Annotated in this window: 11 protein-coding genes and 1 pseudogene; 8 read left to right on the plus strand and 4 right to left on the minus strand. The window is 69.1% G+C overall.

Annotation, left to right across the window (positions count from 1 at the left end; all coding sequences use genetic code 11):
- The 4 genes from STRBO_RS0131385 to STRBO_RS0131400 all read right to left on the minus strand — a co-directional run bounded on the left by STRBO_RS0131385 (window position 1) and on the right by STRBO_RS0131400 (window position 5,099).
- The gene (locus STRBO_RS0131385; RefSeq protein ID WP_020115362.1) at window positions 1-1,533 is read right to left on the minus strand and encodes a sugar ABC transporter ATP-binding protein; all 1,533 of its coding nucleotides are present in this window, start codon (window positions 1,531-1,533) and stop codon (window positions 1-3) included.
- A gap of 100 nt (window positions 1,534-1,633) precedes the next feature.
- Entirely contained in the window at window positions 1,634-2,644 is a 1,011-nt protein-coding gene (locus STRBO_RS0131390) for an ABC transporter substrate-binding protein (protein WP_005478821.1), read from the minus strand.
- 142 nt (window positions 2,645-2,786) lie between these two features.
- Window positions 2,787-3,821, minus strand: coding sequence for a LacI family DNA-binding transcriptional regulator (locus STRBO_RS0131395; RefSeq protein WP_020115363.1), 1,035 nt, complete (start codon window positions 3,819-3,821; stop codon window positions 2,787-2,789).
- A gap of 426 nt (window positions 3,822-4,247) precedes the next feature.
- Window positions 4,248-5,099 (minus strand): SCO2400 family protein, encoded by an 852-nt coding sequence (locus tag STRBO_RS0131400; RefSeq protein WP_005478825.1) that lies wholly within the window; start codon window positions 5,097-5,099, stop codon window positions 4,248-4,250.
- A 258-nt stretch (window positions 5,100-5,357) separates the two neighbouring features.
- Between STRBO_RS0131400 and STRBO_RS0131405 the strand changes: the two genes are divergently transcribed.
- The 8 genes and pseudogenes from STRBO_RS0131405 to STRBO_RS0131440 all read left to right on the plus strand — a co-directional run bounded on the left by STRBO_RS0131405 (window position 5,358) and on the right by STRBO_RS0131440 (window position 15,735).
- Window positions 5,358-6,515 carry a mandelate racemase/muconate lactonizing enzyme family protein gene (locus STRBO_RS0131405; RefSeq protein WP_005478828.1) on the plus strand — a complete coding sequence of 386 codons (1,158 nt, stop codon included), beginning with the start codon at window positions 5,358-5,360 and terminating at the stop codon, window positions 6,513-6,515.
- Window positions 6,512-7,552 carry a zinc-dependent alcohol dehydrogenase gene (locus STRBO_RS0131410; RefSeq protein ID WP_005478834.1) on the plus strand — a complete coding sequence of 347 codons (1,041 nt, stop codon included), beginning with the start codon at window positions 6,512-6,514 and terminating at the stop codon, window positions 7,550-7,552. Before STRBO_RS0131405 ends, STRBO_RS0131410 begins: the two co-directional genes overlap by 4 nt.
- 122 nt (window positions 7,553-7,674) lie before the next feature.
- Window positions 7,675-8,643, plus strand: a complete 969-nt coding sequence (locus STRBO_RS0131415; RefSeq protein WP_005478839.1) for a hypothetical protein — start codon at window positions 7,675-7,677, stop codon at window positions 8,641-8,643.
- 136 nt (window positions 8,644-8,779) lie between these two features.
- Window positions 8,780-9,892, plus strand: coding sequence for a multiple monosaccharide ABC transporter substrate-binding protein (gene chvE / locus STRBO_RS0131420; RefSeq protein WP_028796949.1), 1,113 nt, complete (start codon window positions 8,780-8,782; stop codon window positions 9,890-9,892).
- Window positions 9,893-9,935: 43 nt separating this feature from the next.
- Window positions 9,936-11,486, plus strand: coding sequence for a multiple monosaccharide ABC transporter ATP-binding protein (gene mmsA, locus STRBO_RS0131425; protein WP_005478843.1), 1,551 nt, complete (start codon window positions 9,936-9,938; stop codon window positions 11,484-11,486).
- Window positions 11,483-12,727, plus strand: a complete 1,245-nt coding sequence (mmsB, locus tag STRBO_RS0131430; RefSeq protein ID WP_005478845.1) for a multiple monosaccharide ABC transporter permease — start codon at window positions 11,483-11,485, stop codon at window positions 12,725-12,727. Before mmsA ends, mmsB begins: the two co-directional genes overlap by 4 nt.
- Window positions 12,728-12,784: 57 nt before the next feature.
- Window positions 12,785-13,843, plus strand: a pseudogene (locus STRBO_RS0131435) (aldose epimerase family protein); the annotation flags it as partial.
- Window positions 13,844-14,028: 185 nt separating this feature from the next.
- Window positions 14,029-15,735, plus strand: a complete 1,707-nt coding sequence (locus STRBO_RS0131440; RefSeq protein ID WP_005478848.1) for a pyridoxal phosphate-dependent aminotransferase — start codon at window positions 14,029-14,031, stop codon at window positions 15,733-15,735.
- Window positions 15,736-15,768 lie beyond the last annotated feature (33 nt).

Consider the following 15,768-nt stretch of genomic DNA (forward strand, 5'->3'; position numbering starts at 1 on the left):
TCACTGGTGTTCTCCGCTCGCGATGGTCTCCAGGATCCGACTGGTGGTGATCTCCGGCCCGTTGGTGAGCTTCGCCACCAGCTTGCGGTCACGCAGCACGCCGATGGTGTGGCTGAGGCGGAGGACCTCTTCCAGCTCGGCCGCGATGTAGAGCACGGACATGCCGTCCTCGGAGAGGGACACCACGAGCTTCTGGATCTCGGCCTTGGCGCCGACGTCGATGCCGCGGGTGGGCTCGTCGAGGATCAGCAGCTTCGGCTGGGTGATCAGCCAGCGGGCGAGCAGCACCTTCTGCTGGTTGCCGCCGCTGAGCTGGCCGACGCGGGCCTCGGGGTTGGCGGGCCGGATGTCGAGGGCCTTGATGTACTTGGCGACCAGTTCGTCGCGCTGGGCGGCCGGGATGGGCCGGGTCCAGCCGCGGGACGCCTGGAGGGCCAGGATGATGTTCTCCCGGACCGTCAGATCGGGGACGAGGCCCTCGGTCTTGCGGTTCTCCGAGCAGAAGGCGACCCCGGCGCCGATGGCGTCGTTCGGGGCGTGCATCGGGACCTGCTTGCCGCCCACGGTGACCTTGCCGCTGTCGGGCTGGTCGGCGCCGAAGAGCAGCCGGGCGAGTTCGGTGCGGCCGGAGCCGAGCAGTCCGGCGAGGCCCACGACCTCGCCCTTCTTGATGTCCAGGTCGAAGGGGGCGATCCCGCCCGTGCGGCCGAGTCCCTCGGCGTGCAGCAGAGTCTCGCCGACGTCGGCGTGCAGCTGCTGCTCGTGCAGTTCCTCCAGCTGGTCCAGGTCCTTGCCGATCATCAGCTGGATGAGGCCGACCTGGTCGAGTTCGCTGACCATGTGCTCGCCGACGAGGGTGCCGTTGCGCAGGACGGTCATGCGGTCGCAGATCTCGTAGATCTGGTCGAGGAAGTGCGAGACGAAGAGGATCGCCACGCCGTCGTCCTTCAACCGCCGCATCAGGCGGAAGAGTTCGAGGACCTCGTCGCGGTCGAGGCTGGACGTCGGCTCGTCGAGGACGAGGACCTTGGTGCCCTTGCCCTCCTCACCGCCGGTGCCCACCGACCGTACGATCGCGACCAGTTGCTGCACGGCCAGCGGGTACGAGGACAGCGGGGCCGTCACGTCGATGTCGAGGCCGAGCCGCTCGACCAGCTCCGCGGCCTCCTGGCGCAGCCGCTTCCACTGGATACGGCCGTAGCGGGTGGGTTCGCGGCCGATGAAGATGTTCTCCGCCACCGACAGGTTGGGGCAGAGGTTGACCTCCTGGTAGACCGTGTTGATCCCGGCCTGCTGCGCCTGCAGCGGGCTGGCGAACCGCACGGACTCGCCGTCGAGGGTGATCGTTCCGCCGTCCAGGGTGTAGACCCCGGTGAGCACCTTGATCAGGGTGGACTTGCCGGCGCCGTTCTCGCCCATCAGAGCGTGTATCTCGCCGGGGAAGAGCCGGAAGTCGACGCCCGACAGAGCCCGTACCCCCGGAAACTCTTTGACAATGCCCGTCATCTCCAGGACGGGCAGCGGCTCTGCCATGGCAGCGCTCCTCATGGAATTCATCGAAGTCGTCCAGGCCCGCAGGGAGCCCCGGGACCGGGGGGCCGGTCCGACGGGGACTCCCTGCCGGTGGGGTGGGTCAGTACTTGCGGGTGGGGAGGGCGTCCTTGGCCTGGTCCTGCATGAAGTCGCTCTCCTTGGTCTTGATCCAGCGCTCGACCTTCTCGCCGTTCTTGACCTTCTCCACGACCTCCATCAGCTGGGGGCCGAGCAGCGGGTTGCACTCCACGATGGCGTTGATCTTGCCCTCGGACATCGCGATGAAGCCGTCCTTCACGCCGTCGACCGTGACGATCAGGATGTCCTTGCCGGGCTTCTTGCCGGCCGCCTCGATGGCCTGGATGGCACCGATGCCCATGTCGTCGTTGTGCGCGAACAGCACGTCGATGTCCGGGTTGGACTGCAGGAAGGCCGCCATGACCTGCTTGCCGCCGGCGCGGGTGAACTCACCGGTCTGGCTGACGACGATCTCCCAGTCGTCCTTGTGCTCCGCGTCCATGACCTCCTTGAAGCCCTTGGCGCGCTCGATCGCGGGGGCGGCACCGGTGGTGCCCTCCAGCTGTGCGATCTTCACCTTGCCCTTGTGGCCGGCCTTCTCCAGGACCTTCTCCAGGATCTTGGCGGCGCGGCGGCCCTCGTCGGTGAAGTCGGAGCCGACCAGGGTGACGAACAGGGACTCGTCGGAGGTCTCGACGGAGCGGTCGGTCAGGACGACCGGGATCTTCTTGGCCTTGGCCTCCTTCAGCACCGCGTCCCAGCCGGTGACGACCACCGGCGAGAAGGCGATGACGTCCACGCCCTGGGTGATGTAGCTGCGGATCGCGGAGATCTGGTTCTCCTGCTTCTGCTGCGCGTCGGAGAACTTGAGGTTGTAACCCGCCTCCTTGGCCGCCGACTTGACCGAGTCGGTGTTGGCGCTGCGCCAGCCGCTCTCCGAGCCGACCTGGGAGAAGCCGAGGGTGATCTTCTTGTTGTCGCCACCGCCGGAGCCGGAGGTACCGGAGGAGCTGTCCTCCTTGGCGCAGGCCGCGAGGCCCGTCGCAGCCGCCACGCCGACCGCCGCGGTGAGGAAGTTACGTCTGTTGAGCATGTCTTCTCCTTTGAAGAGCCGGTCCGGGAACGGACCGTTGGTACTCGTGGTGGACCGGCCGCACTGCGTCCAACCTGTCGATCATTGTTCGAAATGTCGGCCACACTGAGGGATGAAAAGCGTTCGGTTGTTCGCTGCCGCGTCAGCCCGGCGGGGGCAGGTACGGGAAGGTGCTGGCGCGGACGACGAGTTGGGGTTCGATGGCGATGGAGGACGGTCCGGCGGGGGGCCGCCCCTCGATCAGGTCGAGCAGCAGGGCGATGCTCCGCTGGCCCACCGTCGCGAAGTCCTGCCGGACGGTGGTGAGCGGTGGGGCGAAGAACTCCGACTCCGGGATGTCGTCGAAGCCGACCACCGCCACGTCCTGCGGCGTGCGTACGCCCGCCTCCCGCAGCGCGCGCAACACCCCCAGCGCCATCTGGTCGTTGGCGACGAAGACCGCGGTCAGCCCCCGGCCCACCCAGCCGGCCAGTTCCTGGCCCGCCCGGTAGCCCGACAGCGGGCTCCAGTCCCCGCGCAACGGCTGCGGCGGTTCGATGCCCGCCTCTTCGAGGGTGGCCCGCCAGCCGACGGTCCGGTCCGCCGACTCCTGCCAGTCCTCGGGTCCGGCGAGGTGCCAGACCTTGCGGTGCCCCGCGGCGAGCAGATGGCCGGTGGCCAGCCGCGCGCCCAGCTCCTGGTCCACGTTGACGCTGGGGACCTCCGAGCCGGAGCCGGTGCCCACGGCCACCACCGGGAAGGGGAGCCGCAGTTCGGCCAGGGCCGCGACCGCCGACCGCTGCGGGGCGAGGGCGATCACTCCGTCCACGCCGCCGTCGCTGAGGCGGTCGACGGCCTCGGAGAGCGTCTCCACGGTCAGTTCGCGCAGACTGACCGTCGAGACGAGGTACCCCTCGGCCAGGGCCGCCTCCTCCAGCGCGAACAGTGTGCTGGCCGGCCCGTAGAGCGTGGTGTTGGAGGCGACCACGCCCAGCGTCTGGGTGCGCCGGGTCACCAGGGCCCGTGCGGAGGAGTTGCGACGGTAGCCCATCTCCTCGATCGCGCGCTGCACCCTGGTCCGGGTCTCGTCCCGCACGTTGGGGTGGTCCCCCAGGACGCGCGAGACGGTCTGGTGGGAGACACCGGCCTGGCGTGCCACGTCGGCCATGGTGGGCGGCCGGAGCTGCGAGTGGGTCACGGCCGCACCTCCTCGGTGGTCGACGGTGGACGGGTCCTGCGCTGCGGGCGATTTGGTACTGCGGGTAAGTCCTGTGGTGGCGATGGTTCCCGCGCCACGGACGGGCCCTGTGCGGCGGGCGGATGGTTCCGCGCCGTCGGCTTCACGCCGGGGTCCCGGAAAACCCCAGGTCGGCCGCTGGTGAGGCGAGTGGGGGCGGTGCCGGCAAGACGCTCGTACCTCCTCGGATGCCCTGGGGCGTCGACTGGTGAATGCGGAGGTCATTGTGAGCGCTAACAATTCATGGCGGTCAAGAGGGATGCATCAGGGAAGTCGTCACGGTTGAGTAACGCGGCCGTCCGAGGGGCCCCCGGAGAGGGCGGCCGCGGCATGCCGGAGCCCCTGGGCACTGACTCCAGCCCAGGGGCTCTGACCTGCGCGTTCTCCTTACGAGCACCACCACAGGAACTGCTTGCACGTCGCCGAGGGACTCGGTTGCGGGGCGGGTTCGTCCGCGGTCGGTCCGGCGGTCGGGTCGTCGGCCTCCTCGGGGTCCGGGGTCGGATCTCCGGCCGAAGGGGCGGGGCTCACGGTCGCGTTGGACGCCGAGCGGTCCGCGGGCCTGTCGTCGTCCTCATCGGCGTCCTCGTCCTTGGATCTCCCCGACTCGGAGGCGGACGGAGAGGCCGACTTGTCCGGCTTCTTCCTGTCCTTCTCGGCGCCGGCCGGCCCGTCCGGGCCCTCGCCGGCCTCCTCGGCGCCGTCCGCCGAGGCCGACGGGGAGGCGTCGGAGACGTCGTCGACGGAGGCCGCGCGCGGCTCCTTCGGAGGTGCCTCCATGCCGAGTTCGGCGAGGCTCAGCCCGCCGGCGGCGAGCAGCAGACCGGCCCCGATCATCAGCACCCGCCGACGTCGGCGCCGGTGCGCGGCGGCCTTGCGGTCCCGCCGTCCGGCTCGCGCGTCCCGCCCACGGCCACGCCCCCGGGACCGGCCGGGAGGCCCGCCGGCCTCCGGGTCGTCACCCCCGGTGACCTGCTCGGACGCGCCGGCGTGTCCGTCCACGGCCGGGGCCTGCCGCACGGCCCGCGCACCGCGACCGCGGCCCCGGGCGCGGCGGCCGCCCGGACTCGCGGGGGCGGCTTCGGCGGGCGCGAAAGGACTCTCGTGCGGGTCCGCGATCGTCTCGTCCCCGGCGGACAGGGCGTCCGGATGGGTGCGGCACTCTTCGGCCGACGCGCCGCACCCCGAGCAGGAGAGGGCGCCATTGAGGTGCCGTTGGCACGGGTGGCAGTAGTCCATGACGCCGGAAGATTATGTTCCGCACCGGTGACGTTCCCGGGTGGGCCCGTGAACGTTGTGTAGGAACCTCGTGGACCGGGGTGTCGCGGCGAGAGGATCGGTCCTGTTTGCCCGCTGTCCGCGTCTTCGACCCCCCTCGACCCGGAACCGTTGTGCGTTCGACCCATTGACACTCAGACCGGGTCGTCCTTACTGTCGCGATCAGCATTTCGAACGAGCGACGAAATTTCGAACAGACCACAAAGGACAGGGAGTACCGTGCGCATCACGGGAATCAGCACGCACGTGGTCGGGACGCCGTGGCGGAACCTGACCTACGTACAGGTGCACACCGACGAGGGGCTCACCGGCGTCGGCGAGACCCGCATGCTGGGCCACACCGACGCGCTGCTCGGCTATCTGCACGAGGCACAGACCAATCACATTCTCGGGTCGGACCCGTTCGCTGTCGAGGACCTCGTCAAGCGGATGAAGTACGGCGACTACGGCCGGGCCGGCGAGATCGTGATGTCGGGCATCGCCGTCATCGAGATGGCCTGCTGGGACATCAAGGGCAAGGCCCTCGGCGTGCCCGTCTGGCAGCTGCTGGGCGGCAAGGTCACCGACAAGGTCAAGGCGTACGCCAACGGCTGGTACACCACCGAGCGCACGCCGGAGGCGTACCACAAGGCGGCGCAGGGCGTCATGGAGCGCGGCTACAAGGCGCTCAAGATCGACCCCTTCGGGACCGGCCACTTCGAGCTGGACCACGAGCAGAGCCTGTACGCCGTCTCGCTGATCGAGGCCGTGCGCGACGCCATCGGTCCGGACGCCGAGCTGATGCTGGAGATGCACGGCCGGTTCTCGCCCTCCACCGCCGTTCGTCTCGCCAAGGACCTGGCGCCCTTCAAGCCCGCGTGGCTGGAGGAGCCGTGCCCGCCGGAGAACCTGAAGGCGCTGGAGAAGGTCGCCGCCAAGGTCGACATCCCGGTGGCCACGGGTGAGCGCATCCACGACCGGATCGAGTTCCGGGAGCTCTTCGAGAGCCAGGCCGTGGACATCATCCAGCCCGACGTCGGCCACATCGGCGGCATCTGGGAGACCCGCAAGCTGGCCGCCACCGCCGAGACCCACTACACGCTGGTCGCGCCGCACAACGTGGGCGGTCCGGTGCTGACGGCGGCCTCGCTGCAGGTGGGCTTCACCGCGCCGAACTTCAAGATCCTTGAGCACTTCAACGACTTCGCGGACGCGGAGATCAAGAAGGTCGTCTCGGGGGCCCCGGAGGTCGTGGACGGCTACTTCCACCTGTCCGACAAGCCCGGCCTCGGCGTCGAGCTGGACGTGGACGCGGCGGCGGAGTTCCCGCAGCAGCAGGCCCGCTTCGACCTCTGGGCCGAGGGCTGGGAGCAGCGCAAGCCCAAGGGCAGCCAGTGACCGCCTCGCCCGACGCGGCCGACGCCGGTTCACCGGCCACCGCCGTCGTCATCGAGGCGCCGGGCGAGCACCGGCTGGTGCCGCACGAGCCCCGGCAGCCGGGGGCCGGCGAGGCCCTGGTCCGGGTGCACGCCTCCGGGATCTGCGGCAGCGACCGCGAGGTCTTCCAGGGCAACAGGCCCGAGGGGTACGTCCGTTACCCCCTCACACCGGGCCACGAGTGGTCCGGGACGGTCACGGCGGTCGGTGACGGTGTCCCTTCAAGTCTTGTAGGCCGTAAGGTCGTCGGCGAGGGCTTCCGCAACTGCCAGGTGTGCGACCGCTGTCACGCGGGCGAGACCACGCTGTGCTCCGCTGGATACGAGGAGACCGGGTTCACCCAGCCCGGCGCGATGGCCACGACCCTCACGCTCCCCGCCCGTCTGCTGCACGTCCTCCCGGACGACGCGGACCTGTCGGCGGCGGCGCTGCTGGAGCCGGCCGCGTGCATCGCGGCCGCCGCGCTCAAGGCGAACGCCGTCCCGGGCGAGCGGGTGGCCGTGGTCGGCACGGGAACGCTCGGCATGTTCGCCGTTCAGTTCCTGAAGGCGGCGTCCCCGGCCGAGCTGCTCGTCGTGGGCACCCGGCCGGACCGGGCGGAGCTGTCGAAGCGGTTCGGGGCCACGGACTTCCGTACCAAGGACCAGGAGCTGCCGGGCGACTTCGACGTCGTCATCGAGACCGCCGGGTCCGCGGACGCGGCGCGCACCGCCGCCGCCCTGCTGCGACGCGGCGGGCGGCTGGTCCTGACCGGCATCCCGGCGGCGGGCGCGGACGGGCTCGACCCGACCGATCTCGTCGTACGGCAGCTGGAGGTGCACACGGTGTTCGGCGCGGCGCCGGACGCCTGGGCCCACACCGTGCGGGTCTTCGGGGCCGGTCTGCTGGACCCGCTGCCGCTCATCACGCACGAGCTGCCGCTGGAGCAGTTCCCGCAGGCCATCGAGCTGGTGGGGTCCGGCGACCCGACTGTCGGAAAGGTCCTGCTGCGGCCATGACACACCCCTGAGCCGTGCGCCGGTGCGGGGTACCTGACGACTTCGTACCGGCGCACACCCAAGAGCTTTGTGCACCAAGAGCCGCGAACCTTGTCCGAAATATCGAACCTGAAGGACAGCTTGTGACCGACACCACCGCTCCGGCGCCGCGCCGACCCGGCGAGCAGGCCCTCGCCGCGCTCGGGCTGAACGCACCCGCCCTCGATCCCTCCGACGCCTCCCCGCACTCCTTCCCCGGCGGTGGCCGCTGGCGCACCGAGGTGCCCTCCGTCGAGGGCCCCGAGGCACTCGGCGTGGTCCTCAAGGAAGCCTCGCGGCTCGACGTGCCGATCCACCGGATCAGCCAGGGCAGCGGCGTGTGGATGCTCACCGACGCCGAGATCACCGAGATGGTGGAGGCGACGGCCGAGCGCGACATCGAGCTCTGCCTGTTCACCGGCCCGCGTGGCACCTGGGACATCGGCGGCTCGACCCGTACCGACTCCAAGGGCGGCGGCCTGCGGGCCCGCGGCCACGACGCGGTGGCCGGGTGCGTCGAGGACGCCGTGCGCGCGACCGAGCTGGGCGTGAAGTGCCTCCTCGTCGCCGACGAGGGCGTGCTGTGGACGCTGCACCGGGCGCGGGTGGAGGGGATCATCCCGGCCGACACGACGTTCAAGGTGTCGGCGCTCATCGGGCCGGTGAACCCGACCGCGTACGCCGTGTACGAGAACCTCGGCGGCGACTCGATCAACGTGCCGAGCGATCTGACGCTCGATCACCTCACCGAGATCCGGCGGGTGTCCGGCGCTCCCATGGACATGTACATCGAGGCGCCCGACGACCTCGGCGGCTATGTGAGGATGTACGAGGTCGCCGAGCTGATCCGGCGCGGCGCACCGATCTACCTGAAGTTCGGCCTGTCGAAGGCCCCCGGGATCTACCCCTACGGGCACCACATGCGGGACCTCACCCTGTCCACGGCCAAGGAACGCGTACGGCGCGGCCGACTGGCCCTGGACCTTCTGGCGCGCCACGGAGCGGACGGCGACATGGCTCCGCTCGGTACCCGTTTGCCCGGAGATCTGAAGCGCTTCGGAAATCCCTCATAACGAAGCGGACAACTGGCTTCACAGAAGAAGACGCAGTCACACAGAATCCACCACATCTCCTCTGGCTCCTTTCGGCTCATGAAGTGCCGTCCCCGCCAGAACGTACAGAGCCTTCAAGACATCAAGGATGATGATCATGCGCACTCGCCGAGCCGCACTCGCCGCCATAGCCTCCACCGCCTCCCTCGCCCTGACTCTGACCGCCTGTGGCCAGAGCGGCGAGGGTGGCAGTGAGGACAAGGGCGGCAGCACCGAGGGCGCCACCATCGGCATCGCGATGCCGACCAAGTCCTCCGAGCGCTGGATCGCCGACGGCAAGAACGTCGTGACCAACCTCGAGAAGATGGGCTACAAGACCAAGCTCGTCTACGGCGAGGACGACCCGGACCAGCAGGTCGGCCAGATCGAGAACCTGATCACGCAGGGCGTGAAGGCCCTCATCGTCGCCGCCATCGACAACAAGTCGATGAACAACGTGCTCCAGCAGGCCGCCGACGCCGACATCCCGGTCATCTCCTACGACCGCCTGATCCTCGGCACGAAGAACGTCGACTACTACGCGTCCTTCGACAACGAGAAGGTCGGCGAGCTCCAGGGCAACTACATCCTGGAGAAGCTCGGCCTGAAGGACGGCTCCAAGAAGGGCCCCTTCAACATCGAGCTGTTCGCCGGCTCCAACGACGACAACAACACGCGCTACTTCTTCCAGGGCGCCATGAACGTCCTGCAGCCCTACATCGACAAGAAGCAGCTCGTCGTCAAGTCCGGCCAGACCCAGCTGAACCAGGTCACCACCCTGCGCTGGGACGGCGGCACCGCCCAGAAGCGCATGGACGACATCCTGACCTCGGCGTACAAGAGCGACCCCGTGGACGCCGTCCTCTCCCCCTACGACGGCATCTCCATCGGCATCCTGTCCGCGCTGAAGTCGGACGACTACGGGTCCAAGAGCAAGCCGCTGCCGATCGTCACCGGCCAGGACGCCGAGGTCGCCTCGGTGAAGTCGATCATCGCCGGTGACCAGTCGATGACCGTGTACAAGGACACCCGTGAGCTGGCCAAGGTCGCCTCGAACATGGTCGACGCGCTGCTGAAGGACAAGAAGCCCGAGGTCAACGACACCAAGACCTACGACAACGGCTCGAAGGTCGTCCCCGCCTACCTGCTGGAGCCGGTCAGCGTCGACAAGTCGAACTACAAGGAGACCGTCGTCGACTCCGGCTACATCAAGGAGAGCGACCTCAAGTAGTACGACGGCTTCCCCGACCGACCACTGATTGGAAGGCACGACCATGGCGGGACCCGTCCTGGAAATGCGCTCGATCGTCAAGACCTTTCCCGGCGTCAAAGCGCTGTCGGACGTCACACTGACCGTCCAGCAGGGCGAGGTCCATGCCATCTGCGGCGAGAACGGCGCCGGCAAGTCGACCCTCATGAAGGTCCTCTCCGGCGTCCACCCGCACGGCAGCTACGACGGCGACATCCTCTTCGAGGGTGAGCCCTGCGAGTTCAAGGACATCAGGGCCAGCGAGCAGCGCGGCATCGTCATCATCCACCAGGAGCTGGCGCTGTCGCCGTACCTCTCCCTCGCGGAGAACATCTTCCTCGGCAACGAGCACGCCAAGCGCGGGTTCATCGACTGGCGGGAGACGCTGCGGCACGCCACCGAGCTGCTGCGCAGGGTGGGGCTCTCCGACCACCCGGACACCCGCGTCGCCGACATCGGCGTGGGCAAGCAGCAGCTCGTGGAGATCGCCAAGGCGCTCTCGAAGAAGGTGAAGCTCCTCATCCTGGACGAGCCGACGGCCGCCCTGAACGACGAGGACAGCGACAAACTCCTGGATCTCATCCTGGAGTTGAAGAAGCAGGGCATCACCTCGATCATCATTTCCCACAAGCTGAACGAGATCCGCAAGGTCGCCGACTCGGTGACGATCATCCGCGACGGCCAGACCATCGAGACCCTCGACGTGAAGGCCGCGGAGACCACCGAGGACCGGATCATCAGCGGCATGGTGGGGCGCGACCTGGAGCACCGCTTCCCGGAGCGCACCCCGCACGAGCCGGAGCAGGGCTCCTCGCCCGCCCTGGAGATCCGCAACTGGACCGTGCACCACCCGATCGACCAGCAGCGCAAGGTCGTCGACGACGTGTCGGTCCAGGTGCGGCGCGGTGAGATCGTCGGCATCGCGGGCCTCATGGGCGCCGGCCGTACGGAACTGGCGATGAGCGTCTTCGGCCGCACCTACGGCCGCTACAGCGGCGGCACGGTCCTCAAGGACGGCAAGGAGATCCGTACCAGGACCGTCCCCGAGGCGGTCGACAACGGTATCGCCTACGTCACCGAGGACCGCAAGCACTACGGTCTCAACCTCATCGACACCATCAACCGCAACATCTCGCTCAGCGCGCTGAGCAAGGTCGCCAAGGCCGGGGTGGTCGACGAGCACGAGGAGCGCAAGGTCGCCGAGCGCTTCCGCACGTCCATGAACATCAAGGCGCCGACCGTCTTCGAGCCGGTGGGCAAGCTGTCCGGCGGCAACCAGCAGAAGGTCGTCCTCAGCAAGTGGATCTTCGCGGGTCCCGATGTGCTGATCCTGGACGAGCCGACCCGCGGGATCGACGTCGGCGCCAAGTACGAGATCTACACGGTCATCGACAAGCTGGCGGCGGAGGGCAAGGCGGTCGTCTTCATCTCCTCCGAGCTGCCGGAACTGCTCGGGATGTGCGACCGCATCTACACGATGGCCGCAGGAAGGCTGACGGGTGAGTTCTCGCGTGCCGAGGCCACGCAGGAATCGCTGATGCGTCAGATGACGAAGGACAAAGAGGTAACCCGATGAGCACCGATGTGACCGCCAAGAGCCCGGCCCCCGCGCCGCCCGGCAAGAGCGGGACGGCGGCGGGCGGCGGCCTGCTCCAGCTGGTACTGGACGGCATGCGCCGCAACATGCGGCAGTACGGCATGCTGATCGCCCTCGGCCTGATCGTGGCGCTGTTCGCGGTGTGGACCGACGGTGACCTGCTGCTGCCGCGCAACGTCTCCAACCTGGTGCTGCAGAACAGCTACATCCTGATCCTCGCGATCGGCATGATGCTGGTCATCATCGCGGGCCACATCGACCTGTCCGTGGGCTCCCTGACCGCGTTCATCGGCTCGATGGCCGCCGTCTTCATGGTCGACAACGACCTGCCGTGGCCGCTGGCCGTGCTGCTGTGTCTGGCCGTGGGCGCCGCCGCGGGTGCCGCGCAGGGCTTCTTCATCGCGTATCTCGGCATACCGTCGTTCATCGTGACCCTCGCGGGCATGCTCGTCTTCCGCGGTCTCACCGAGATCTTCCTCAAGGGCCAGACCCTCGGCCCGTTCCCGGAGGGCCTGCAGAAGGTCGCCAACGGCTTCCTCCCCGAGGTCGGCCCGGACACCAACTACCACAACCTGACGCTGCTGCTGGGCTTCGCCGTCATCGCCTTCGTGGTCCTCCAGGAGTTCCGCGACCGGCGCCGGCAGCAGGAGTTCGCGCTCGACGTGCCGCCGATGAACCTGTTCGTCCTCAAGCTCGTCGCGATCTCCGCCGCCCTGCTCACCGTCACCATGCTGCTCGCCAGCTACAAGGGCGCCCCGATCGTCCTGCTGATCCTCGGCGCGCTGGTCGTCGGCTTCGGTTACGTGATGCGCAACGCGATCATCGGCCGCCACATCTACGCCATCGGCGGCAACCTGCCCGCCGCCAAGCTGTCCGGTGTGAAGGACAAGAAGGTCACCTTCCTGATCTTCCTGAACATGGGCATGATGGCCGCGCTGGCCGGTCTGGTCTTCGCCGCCCGCTTCAACGCGGCGTCCCCGAAGGCGGGCCTCAACTTCGAGCTGGAGGCCATCGCGGCCTCGTTCATCGGCGGCGCGTCGATGAGCGGCGGCGTCGGCACCGTGCTCGGCGCGATCATCGGTGGTGTCGTCCTCGGTGTCCTCAACAACGGTATGAACCTCGTCGGCATCGGCACCGACTGGCAGCAGGTCATCAAGGGCCTCGTCCTGCTGGCGGCCGTCGGATTCGACGTGTGGAACAAGCGCAAGGGCGGCAACTGACCGCACCGCGAACGGGGCCTCGCCGAAAACGGTGGGGCCCCTTTCCCATGGGAGAAAGGCGGGACGTCACCCGTGAAGGAACTCTTCGGCAAGCTCGCCGACGGCACCGAGATCCACCGCTGGTCGCTGGAGAACGGCGGCACCCGTCTCAAGGTCCTGTCCTACGGCGGAATCGTGCAGTCCCTGGAGACCCCGGACCGCGACGGCCGGTACGCGAACATCTCGCTGAACTTCGACAGCATCGAGGACTACGTCGCCGGATCGCCCTACTTCGGCGCGCTGATCGGCCGCTACGGCAACCGGATCGGCGCCGGGCGCTTCACGCTGGACGGCGCGACCCACGAACTACCCGCCAACGACGGCGCGAACAGCCTGCACGGCGGGACGCACGGCTTCGACCGCGCCGTGTGGGACGTCGAGCCGTTCACGGACGGCCCGGACGTGGGTCTGCGGCTGTCGTACACCAGCCCCGACGGCGAGATGGGCTACCCCGGCACCCTGACCGTCCAGGTCCTCTACACACTCACCGAGCGGGGCGAGTGGCGGATCGACTACACGGCGACCACGGACCGGACCACCGTCGTCAACCTCACCCACCACGTGTACTGGAACCTCGCGGGCGAGGGCAGCGGCCCGGTCCACGACCACCGGCTGACCATCCCCGCCGCCCGCTACACCCCCGTCGACTCCGGCCTGATCCCCCTCGGCGAGCCGGCCGAGGTCGCGGGCACCCCCTTCGACTTCCGAACGGACAAGGCGGTCGGCGACGACCTGCGCAGGGCCGATCCGCAACTGCTGCACGCCAAGGGGTTCGACCACAACTGGGTCCTGGACAAGGGCGTCACGGCCGAGCCGGAATGGGCCGCCACCCTCACCGACCCGGCGTCCGGCCGCACCCTGCGGATCTCCACGACCGAGCCGGGGCTGCAGTTCTACTCCGGGAACTTCCTGGACGGCACGCTCGTGGGAGCCTCCGGGAGGGTCTACCGGCAGGGCGACGCGCTGTGCCTGGAGACCCAGCACTTCCCCGACTCGCCGAACCAGCCGTCGTACCCGTCGACCGTGCTGCGCCCCGGGCAGACGTACCGGTCCACGACGGTCCACGCGTTCGGCTGACAGCGGCTCGACGGCGCCCCTGGCGGCCTTTCACAGATCACTCACAAGTTCTTACCGAAATTTCAGCGGTTGAACGGAACCTCCTCGGCCTCCGTATGTAGGGGCGGCCCGTGCTCCCCCGCACGGGCCGCCCTTAGTCGTCGGGCCCGGTCGTCCCCAACGGGCCCGCCCCCTACGGAGGTTCCATGTCCGACAACGTCACCTCGCTGTTCCGCAGCACCGCGGCGCACAGCCCCTCGATGGCTGCGCTGACGCGTGAGGGCGGCGACGGGGTGGGGCCGGTGGACTTCTGTATCCCGTGCAATCCGTACTTCCCCACTCCCGCCATGTTCGACGACATGGCGAGCAGACTGCGCGACATCATCACGTACTACCCGAGCAGCGCCGACACCATCACGGCCGAGCTGTGTAATCTGCTCCAACTGCCGCCGCAGTGCGTGGCGATGGGCAACGGCTCGACCGAACTCATCACCTGGCTCGACCATCTGATGGTCCGTGAGTCACTCGCCGTGCCCGTCCCCACCTTCGGCCGCTGGACCGACCAGCCGATGGAGACCGGCAAGCGGGTCGACATGTTCCCGCTCCAGGAGTCCAGCGGCTTCGCCCTCGACCTCGCGCAGTACGCCGAGTTCATCCGGGCCCGGGGCACCCGGGTCGCCGTCATCTGCAACCCGAACAACCCCGACGGCGGCTTCCTGCACCGGCACGCGCTGGTGCAGTTCATGGACGCGATGGCCGACCTGGACCTGATCGTCATCGACGAGTCGTTCCTGGAGTTCGCCGACGCCGAGTCCGAGCCGTCCACGGTGCAGGACGCGGTCATGCGGCCCAACGTGGTCGTGCTGCGCAGCCTCGGCAAGAACTTCGGCCTGCACGGCATCCGCTTCGGCTACCTGGTCGCCAACCCGGCGCTCGCCGGCAAGGTCCGCTCGATGCTGCCGAAGTGGAACCTCAACTCCTTCGCCGAGCACGTGGTGTTCATGCTGAAGAACCACGGCCCCGAGTACATGGAGAGTCTGCACCAGGTCCGCCGCGACCGGCTGGACATGGCCCGCCAGCTCTCCGCCCTCCCCGGGCTGACGGTCTACCCGTCGCAGGGGAACTTCCTCTTCGTGCGCCTGCCCGTGGGCGCCGAGGGCACCGTGGTCCGCGACCGGCTCCTCACCGAGCACCGGGTCCTGGTCCGCGAGTGCGGCAACAAGGTCGGCTCGTCCAGTCGCTTCCTGCGACTCGTGGTCCGGCCCCAGGTGGACGTGCGTCGCCTGGTGTCCGGCCTGGAGTCGGTTCTCTACGGGTCCAGGAGGGGAGCCGCCGTACCCGAGCTGGGCACCGGGACCAGCTACAGCTCGGGTACGGCGGCCGTGGACCGGCTGATGAGCGAGACCAACGGCACCGGGATGCACAATCTCGCGGCGCAGGCCATGAGCATGCCCGCCCCGGCGCCCGCGTCCTCCATGCAGTTCGCCTCCCCCGCTCCGGCGCCCGTTCCCGCCGCCGCGTCCATGCAGTTCGCCTCCCCCGCCCCGACGCCCGTCCCCGCCGCCGCGTCCATGCAGTTCGCCTCCCCCGCCCCGGCGCCCGCCGCGCCGATGCAGTTCCCGAACCCGGCACCCGCTCCGGCCCCGATGCCGGCTCCGATGCCGATGCCGATGCCGGTTCCCGCGCAGGCCCCGATGCCCGCCGCACCGGCCGCCGCCATGCCGGTCCCCGGCCTGCAGCCCGTCGCCCAGACCGGCATGCCCGGCCTCGCGACCGCCGCCCAGGGCCGCCGCACGATGGGCGCGGCCCAGGGTCTCACCGCCGCCCAGGTACGCGGCCGCACCCAGCCGGACCCCCTGGAGGAGCCGCAGGGGTGGCCCGCGGCGGGGGCGGTCTACAACCAGGTGGGGTGAGCCCGGCTTCCCCCGGCTCCCCCTGACGGACCC

Source organism: Streptomyces bottropensis ATCC 25435, assembly GCF_000383595.1.
GTDB lineage: Bacteria > Actinomycetota > Actinomycetes > Streptomycetales > Streptomycetaceae > Streptomyces > Streptomyces bottropensis.